Origin of the sequence: Streptomyces sp. NPDC006691 (genome assembly GCF_042869955.1) — a bacterium.
In the GTDB taxonomy this organism is placed as follows: domain Bacteria; phylum Actinomycetota; class Actinomycetes; order Streptomycetales; family Streptomycetaceae; genus Streptomyces.
Map to the genome: position 1 here is coordinate 1 of NZ_JBIAGW010000048.1, position 7936 is coordinate 7936.

Here is a 7936-nt window from a genome sequence, read left to right on the forward strand (position 1 = left end):
CACGATCCAAGGCCGCGAATGACGTTTCCCCACGACCAGACCAACGACCAGCCGAACCGAAAGTCACATGATCAACGGCTTCTGTTAGGACCATTTACTCCGTGCGTGGAGAGCGCTTCCATGGTCTGTTCGGCCAGCAGCTGCGAGCTGGATGGCTTCGGAGACGGCGACAGGGTGCATACGAGCGCGAGAGCGCGTAGCGGAGTGGTGTCACTGGCTTCCGTACGCCCCCATTACCCCTGTGGGCAGCCCCCTATCAGGCGTTACTGCAACCGCCGCCGCACCGGCCTCGTTCGGGACGAATCATGAATCTCCGCGCCCACGCCTTCGCCAGAGCACACCGTGCGCCCCCGTCCAAAGCGATGGCGCTTCCACGCAACGACACGCGAGCACCCACGCGCCCTCTGCTCCCGGCTCCGTCCCGCAACTCACTGCCGTAGATCAAGTCCTCCGTGTCAGCCGACCGGGGCTGGCGCCGTCCGCGGAGCCAAGAACCAGCACGCCCAAGACGCCAGTTCGCCATAAGTCTGCGGTGGCGCGCGAAAGCTCGTTCAAGTGGCCATAAGTCTGGCCCCAGTTGGGGCACGCTTATACGGCACGGCCACGGGATCTGGCATCTTTCGATGGTGAATGATGCCGACGAACGGCTAGACGACGGCTGGCCGTCGTACGCACGGCGCTCAGGGCCCCGCGGAGCCCCGGCCGCTTACATCTTGATGTAGCGGGGCTCGACCAGCAGCTAGCGCTCTCGCATGCTGGACAACTACTTCGAGCAGGCCGTTGCGCACGACGCTGCGGTCATCGTCGACTGCGGCGCGCACCACTCCGCCGACGCGCACCGCCTGCGGCTCCTTCTAGCTACTCGCCATCAGCGCCAGCTCCTGTTGGTCGGGCCGCTCACGGCGTTTTACGCACCGGCTGGACGTCACCGGCACCGCACAGCTGTTCCCCGTCGCTCCTGCGCTCACCCACGCCCTTTCGCTCGTCAGCAGCTGATCGCACCGGTAGCAGGCATGGGGCGGGATAGCCTCAGGCTCTCCCCGGACGACAGGATGCGCAGGTATCCAGTCCTCGCGCAGCAGGAGATCCATACATGTACCAGCCCCCGCGTCGCACCGCCCTTTCCATGCAGCGGTACGCACGAAATGACAGCTTGGTGGTGGCGGTTGAGGGCGAACTCGACGCCCAGACGCTGGCCCCGCTACAACAAGCCCTTGAGCAAGCAGCTGCTACGCAGCAGGTCGTTGTATTCGACGCGTCAGCGGTGTCGTTCGCGGACTCCTCCACCCTGAACCTGCTTCTGCAGACTCACCGCACGACCACCCTGCGCATCGCCGGCGCGCAGCCCCAGCTGCTGCGCGTACTGGAGATGACAGGCGCCGATGCAGCTCTCGCGCTCTTCCCGACCGTGACCGATGCCTGCAAGGCCGTCGCCTCCTGAGCCGTTTCCGGGGCTCCCTGCCGTCAGACCAACTGCCCCCAGCCAGGGCACTGCAGACAGGAGCCCGGACCTGGAGTCCACTCCACCAGATGCGACTGCCCCTGCGCCCGCCCAGATCCGTGACGCCAGAGCCGGAGCGAGTGGGTTACCAGGCAAGGCCGGCTCGGGAAAACCGTGACGTTCCCAGGTGCCGGCAGAGAACGCGGTGATCGGACCAAGACGTGGTCAGGGCCGGTCAGTTCTCGGGAAAACGTACTCATCCAGAAGGAGACCGGTGGCGACTGCGACAGGGATGGCAACGAGCGCGCCGATGATGCCGAGCAAAGCCCCGCCGGCCAAGACCGCCACGATGGTGACCAAGGGATGGACGTCCACGGCGAACTTCATGGTCCGCGGCACGATGAGGTAGTCCTCCACAAGGCGGAAGACGATGTAGAAAGCGGCGGTTGCCACCGCGATTGGCAGCGACACCGACAAGGCGATGAGGCTGACCGCGATTCCGGCAAGGGTGGAGCCGACGATGGGGATGAGGTCCATCAGGGCGACGAAGATGCCGAGCGCGGCGGCGTAGGGAACGCCGGTGGCCGCGCACCAGGCGAACGTTGCCACTCCCGCGATGGCCGAGGTCACCAGGTTGCCGAGCATGAAACGCCCTGTTCGATTCATGATCTCTTCCGATACACGCTGGACCCGTTCCCGGCGGCTGCGTGCCACGAATCGGTAGCAGAACGTTTTGATCGCCGGCAGGCCCGCCATGCAGTACAGCGTCACCGTGATCACGATCGCGGTCGAGACAAGGGCATTCAGAACCATCTGGCCTGCCCCGAGGAGCCCGCCGGCTATGCCGGATGCTCCGCCACCCGAGCTGAGCTGCTGCTTCGCTTTCTCCACGAGGTGATAGCGGTCTTCCAGACGGCCCAGAGTGGACTGGTGATCGTGCACTTGCTGAAGCCAGCCCGGGACCGCGTCGACCAGCGCGGTCGCCTCCTTGGCCACAGGTGGAATGACCAGAGCGAGGAAGCCCCCGAGGACGACCAGAAACCCGCTCAGCACGATCGCGACGGACCAGCCCCGCCGGAGCCCCCGATGCGCGAGCCAACTCACCAGCGGCTCAAGGCTGATCGCTATGAAGACGGCCAGCAGCAAGAGCGTCAGCATCGAACTGACCCGCACAACGGTCTGGACCACAGACCACGCCAAGGTCGCACCGAGCCCCAGCCCGAACCCGGCCCTCACCCAGGAACGGGGGCGCACGCTGCTTTCTTGCCCTGGCGGTCGCGCAGGGCAAGCGGACGTCCTCGGCGGCTCGGAGCCGCTTCCCAGCTCAGAAGCGGTGGCGAGCCTGTCTTCTTCCGGGGGACGGCTGCCGTTGCCGGGCAGAGACTCCGCCATCGCAGCTTCTTTCTCAAACGGTCCCGTGCGGAGCGGACAGCATGGCACCCACACCACCCCGCGGGAAGAGGCACACCCGGCTTGGCCCGTATCAGCCGCAAAACCGCAAATCCATGACTCCACTCAACCGCCGCGGTGCGTGAACCCGCAGGTTGCTGAGCCGGACCAGCCTGGATCCTGCTCGCGTCGGCGCTTCAGCGCCAGCCCGGCTCCGGCGGCCGAGCGACTCCCAGAGCCGTCTGACGGACATTGACACCCATCCGCCCCGTCCTCGGCTCCGAATCCCCTTCAGAGGCACGATTCGATGCGCCCCGGACCCGGCGCTCGGCTTCTTCCCGTCATTGACTCAAGCAGCCGCCGCAGCCTGCCCACAGCACGCGTTCCCTGTCCCCTCGGAATGCACATGTGGTGATCACCTGCACACCGCTTTGCGACGAGTCATCGCACGTCTGAGCACCACCACATAGTTGGAGGAGAGCACGATGACGAACACGAGGAAGACAGCGGCCAGGGTCCTGGCCATGACGGCACCGGTGGCGCTTCTCGCACTGCCCCTGGCCTTCACCAGCTCGACGGCCAGCGCGCGGTCGAGCGACAGCACGACGTACATGGCGACGCTGAAGCCGCTCAACCACGCCGGCGGCTCGGGCATGCTGATGGTCCAGCTGACCGGCTCCAGGGCCGTGATCACCGAGGACGTCAAGGGGCTGGCCGGGACGTTCATGAAGGCGCCGTTCCCGCACGTACAGCACATCCACATCAACGGAATGGGCACGTGCCCGGACGCCTCGGCGGACAAGAACGGCGACGGCGTCGTCAGCACCACCGAGGGCGGACCGGCCTACGGGGCGATCGGCACCACGCTCGGCCTGACCGGCGACACCAGCCCGGCAGCCGGCACGAACATCAAGATCGCGCCGTCCGGTGCGGACTTCCACTACTCCCGCACCATCACCCTGGACGCGGCGACCCAAGCCTCGATCAAGGCCGGTAAGGCCGTCATCGTCGTCCACGGTCTCGACCCGACGACGCTGAGCGCCAAGGCCCAGGCCGAGCCCAGCGACCTCGTGCCGTCGCTGCCGCTGGCCGCGACCTCGCCGGCGCTGTGCGGGCCACTGGCCGCCTCGCAGATGGCCATGGTCCCGGGCGGCGGCGTGAACACCGGCGGTGGCGGGACCTCGGGCATCCAGGACTCCTGGCTGTTCGTGACGGGTGCGGGCCTGACCGCAGCCGCCGGGGGCACCCTGGTCCTGCGTCGACGGACCAGCGCCGAGAAGTAGACCGTCATGTCATGGCCGACACGGCTGTTCGGCGGTGGCCACCGACGCCTGCTGGCGTCGGCGGCCGCCGTCCTGCTCCTGGCAGCGGGAGGGGCCCTGTCCCTCGGGATTTCCAGCCAGCACCACGCGCCCCAGCCGTCGGCTTCGGCCGCGCTGCCGACGCCCAGGCTCTCAACTTCCAACCCGGGCAAGGCATTTGCGGCCGGAGGCAACACGCCGAGTCCGACCGGCAGCACGGCCAGCGTTCCGGCGGGGCCCACGGCGCCTACACCGGCGGCCCCGAACGCCCCGACGGTGACTCCCACGTCGATCAGCATCCCGGCGATCGGTGTGCGCCACGCGCTACTGAGCCTCGGACAGAACAAGGACGGCACGCTGGAAGTTCCGCCGATGTCCGACGTCTCCGCGCCGGGCTGGTACCGGAACTCACCAGCCCCCGGCCAAGTGGGCCCGGCGGTCATCCTCGGCCACATCGACGGAACCACCGGAGCCAAAGGCGTGTTCTACGCGCTGGGCGCACTGCGCCCCGGCGACACCGTGAGCGTCACCCGCAGCGACAACACCGTGGCCGTGTTCAGGATCGACGGCGTCAACACGTACCCCAAGGACGCCTTCCCCACCCTGACCGTCTACGGCAACACCACCAACCCCCAGCTCCGGCTGATCACCTGCGGCGGCCGGTTCGACCACGCCACCCAGCACTACCTCGACAACACCGTCGCCTACGCCACCCTCACCGGAACCCACCCGGCCTGACCGCCCCACCACGAGGAGGGGACGATGAACACCGAGCAACAGAGCGCCGGCGCAGCCGGACCGCCCAGGGAACGACGGAGAATCCGCCTGTACACCCTCGCCGCCGCGGTGCTCGCAGCCGTGGCGGCCGGGTGCGCCTCCGAGAACGCCACCACCCCTGCCGCTACCGGGACAGTCGTGTCCACCAACGCATCGACGCCGACCGGCACGTCTGCATCCCCTGACGCGTCCATGCGGCCGGGGATGCAAATGCCCGGCATGACGCAGGCCGCCGCGCCTTCGGCATCGGCGCTGATGGTGTGCGGACCTGAGATCCGCGCGGACGTGGTCAAGATCCTCGCGCCCCCTCACGCGCCGACCACGACCACCACCTGGACTGATCACCTCTACACCTGCACCTACCACCTGCCCGGTGGCCAACTGGTCCTGTCGGTGAAGGAATCCCCCAACACTGCCTCCGCCGACGCCTACTTCCAATCACTGCGCAAGCAGTTGGGCACCACCACCCAGCTGACCGCCGCCCAGGGCCTGGGCAACCCTGGATATGAGTCGGCGAGCGGCACGGTCGTCATTCTCAAGGACGGCAAGACCCTGCGCGTCGACGCCACCGGCATGCCGGCCGCTTCCGGACCCCACCAGCTCTCCCGAGCAGACCTGGCCTATGAAATCGCCAGCGACATCCTCGGCTGCTGGAGCGAATAGCCAAGGAAACCAACGGCCATAGGCAAGGCCCCCTTCATTCCACAGTGACCGCGCCCTCGCCCCAGACAAGGACATGACGTGCCCAGATTCCCGACTCAAGTCGTACTCTCGGCAGCAGTACTCTTGCTGGCCGCGGGTGGCTGCACCACTGCAGCCACCACCTCCACGCCAGCTCCAGCGACAGCCTCAAAGGCGCAGAGTGCTCACAGCGGCGCCGCCGCCCCGAGCTCACCGCACGCAGCCGCGGCAGCACAGATCACGATCGACAACTTCGCCTTCAGCCCGGCGAAACTGACCGTGCACCCCGGGGAGACCGTCACCGTGGTCAACCACGATTCCGCTACACACACCCTCACCGCGAGCCCCGGCAGCGCCTTCGATACCGGCCCCATCAACCCGGGCAAGTCAGCGACGTTCACCGCCCCGGCAACCGCCGGCATCTTCCCTTACGTCTGCACCATCCACGCATCCATGCACGGCACTCTGACGGTCGGGTAAGGAGCCCTCTCATGGGCGTAATGCCCCATGCTCTGCGCGCTGTCGCGGCGGCGGCCCTCACGATCGACGGTTACGTCCACTTGGAGCTGGCCGACCGGTACTCCTCAGTCGCCTCCTTCATCATCAGCGAGGGCGCTCTGTTCCGTACCGAAGCCGGCGCGGCCATCCTTGCTGCGCTGCTCGTGCTGTTCTGGCGGCGACGGGCCGGCGACACCTTCGCCTACCTCACTGCAGCCGCCGGACTCACCGCCCTCCTCCTCTACCGCTACCTCGACCCCGGGGCCCTCGGCCCGCTGCCCGACATGTATGAGCCAATCTGGTTCGCCAGCAAAGTCTGGGCCCTGATCGGCCAGGCAGCTGCCATCCTGGCGCTGACTCCACTGCTCGCTGCGCGACCTCGACCTCACGGCAGGGACACATTGGGGAACGGCTGACAGGCGACCCTTCCGCGCATCGCGGCCATCCGTCCACCGTTCCCGCCGCGAAGTTGGTGGCCGGACACTCCCCGAACCATCCACGAGCAACACACCGCATCGAAGCGGTCCGGCAGGCGCTGCGGACGGGCAGTGGTCCTGGTGACCGATGGCCTCACCTACGGCGACCTGGGCGCCTACACGATGCGCCACGAGATCAGCGTCACCGGCCCGCTGCGCGAGTACTACCTGCGCGACGCCCGCCACACGCCCGACCCCACCAAGTGGACCACCGAGATCGGCTGGCCCGTCTTCCGAGCAGAACACCACCAGACCGACAGCGCCTGACGAGCCAGGGCACCCGGGAGGCTGGCCTGTCACGCAGGCCCACAGCCGGCCCTGCTCACGAGAAGAGCTCACCTGCAGGACGGCATCGGTGGCTGGCCCGCCTCCGTCCGCTGGGGCGGCCGGAACGGCAGCGATGGTGTTTCAGCTGGCGGGGCCCGAGGCGCCGCCCGCAAGACCAGGTGCCCCGTGCCGGACAGGCGCGGCGCGTTCGATTTCAAGTAGCAATCATCTGCTGCTGAATCTCGGGTTCTGGCACAACTTCTGTGCAGTCGTGGGCCGTCCCTGCAGTCCCCACCAGACCCCGAGCGGTTGGCGAGTGCCATCCCCCGTCTGGCAGGGTCGGTCGCATGGATTGCATTTTCTGCGGGCTCATCCGTGAAGGCAACGCGAGTTGGGTGGATCGTGGTCCGGTGGCCTGTGCATTTGCTCCACTGAACCCGCTGGCGCCGGGTCACACTCTGGTGGTTCCGACACTGCACTACTCGGATGTGTTCGAGACCCCGCCCGAGGTCCTCGCCGTGACGACGGCGCTGGTTCAGCGCGTGGCCGAGGCTGCGCGGACCGCCTTGAACGCATCGGGCGTGAACATCCTCAGCGCCAGCGGCCCGGGATCGGAGCAGTCGGTGCCCCACCTGCACTTTCACGTCGTTCCACGATGGGTGGACGACGGAATCTCGACCTGGCCGGCCGGACACTCCACACACCGCGTCACCGGGGATCCGGGGGCACGGCTTGCCGACGCCCTGGCTTACGGCCGGCACCACAGAAGCTGAGCCAGAGCCGAATCTCGTGAACAGAGCCACGTACGGACAGGCCGGGCTCGATGAAGGTCTAGGCAATAGTCCTCTCCGCCCGGCCGCGCGTGTCTCCCGGGTGGAGACGCGGTCGCGGGACCGAGCGGGCGGGAACGTAGAACACCGACTTCGCTAGCGTCCCATCCTGGCCGCCGGCCTCGGGCGGTGAAGAGAACCTCTCCCCACGGCTACTGCGTGGGGAAGACACCTCATGCAGTTAATGGTCCTAACAGAAGCCGTTGATCATGTGACTTTCGGTTCGGCTGGTCGTTGGTCTGGTCGTGGGGAAACGTCATTCGCGGCCTTGGATCG

9 protein-coding genes and 1 pseudogene are annotated in these 7936 nt (G+C 67.4%); 8 read left to right on the top strand and 2 right to left on the bottom strand.

Features of this window, described 5'->3' with window-relative positions:
* Positions 1-89: 89 nt before the first annotated feature.
* Positions 90-173 (bottom strand): annotated as a pseudogene (locus ACFYNP_RS38230) (NADPH-dependent oxidoreductase); the annotation flags it as partial.
* Positions 174-1093: 920 nt separating this feature from the next.
* Here ACFYNP_RS38230 and ACFYNP_RS38235 point away from each other — a divergent pair.
* On the top strand, positions 1094-1441 hold the full coding sequence (locus ACFYNP_RS38235; protein ID WP_388792064.1) for an STAS domain-containing protein: 348 nt from the start codon (positions 1094-1096) through the stop codon (positions 1439-1441).
* 225 nt (positions 1442-1666) lie between these two features.
* On the opposite strand, the gene ACFYNP_RS38240 is transcribed toward ACFYNP_RS38235, so the two are convergent.
* On the bottom strand, positions 1667-2629 hold the full coding sequence (locus tag ACFYNP_RS38240) for an AI-2E family transporter (RefSeq protein WP_388418569.1): 963 nt from the start codon (positions 2627-2629) through the stop codon (positions 1667-1669).
* A gap of 686 nt (positions 2630-3315) precedes the next feature.
* Between ACFYNP_RS38240 and ACFYNP_RS38245 the strand changes: the two genes are divergently transcribed.
* The 7 genes from ACFYNP_RS38245 (at position 3316) to ACFYNP_RS38275 (ending at position 7603) form a co-directional block, all read left to right on the top strand.
* Positions 3316-4113 (top strand): hypothetical protein, encoded by a 798-nt coding sequence (locus ACFYNP_RS38245; RefSeq protein ID WP_388418566.1) that lies wholly within the window; start codon positions 3316-3318, stop codon positions 4111-4113.
* A 6-nt stretch (positions 4114-4119) separates the two neighbouring features.
* On the top strand, positions 4120-4869 hold the full coding sequence (locus ACFYNP_RS38250; RefSeq protein WP_388418563.1) for a class F sortase: 750 nt from the start codon (positions 4120-4122) through the stop codon (positions 4867-4869).
* 24 nt (positions 4870-4893) lie between these two features.
* Positions 4894-5571, top strand: a complete 678-nt coding sequence (locus ACFYNP_RS38255; protein ID WP_388792066.1) for a hypothetical protein — start codon at positions 4894-4896, stop codon at positions 5569-5571.
* A gap of 78 nt (positions 5572-5649) precedes the next feature.
* Entirely contained in the window at positions 5650-6069 is a 420-nt protein-coding gene (locus tag ACFYNP_RS38260) for a cupredoxin domain-containing protein (protein WP_388792068.1), read from the top strand.
* 11 nt (positions 6070-6080) lie between these two features.
* Positions 6081-6503 (top strand): hypothetical protein, encoded by a 423-nt coding sequence (locus ACFYNP_RS38265; RefSeq protein WP_388418556.1) that lies wholly within the window; start codon positions 6081-6083, stop codon positions 6501-6503.
* Positions 6504-6644: 141 nt separating this feature from the next.
* The gene (locus tag ACFYNP_RS38270) at positions 6645-6830 is read left to right on the top strand and encodes a hypothetical protein (RefSeq protein ID WP_388792070.1); all 186 of its coding nucleotides are present in this window, start codon (positions 6645-6647) and stop codon (positions 6828-6830) included.
* Positions 6831-7177: 347 nt separating this feature from the next.
* Positions 7178-7603, top strand: a complete 426-nt coding sequence (locus tag ACFYNP_RS38275; protein ID WP_388792072.1) for an HIT family protein — start codon at positions 7178-7180, stop codon at positions 7601-7603.
* Positions 7604-7936: the final 333 nt, after the last annotated feature.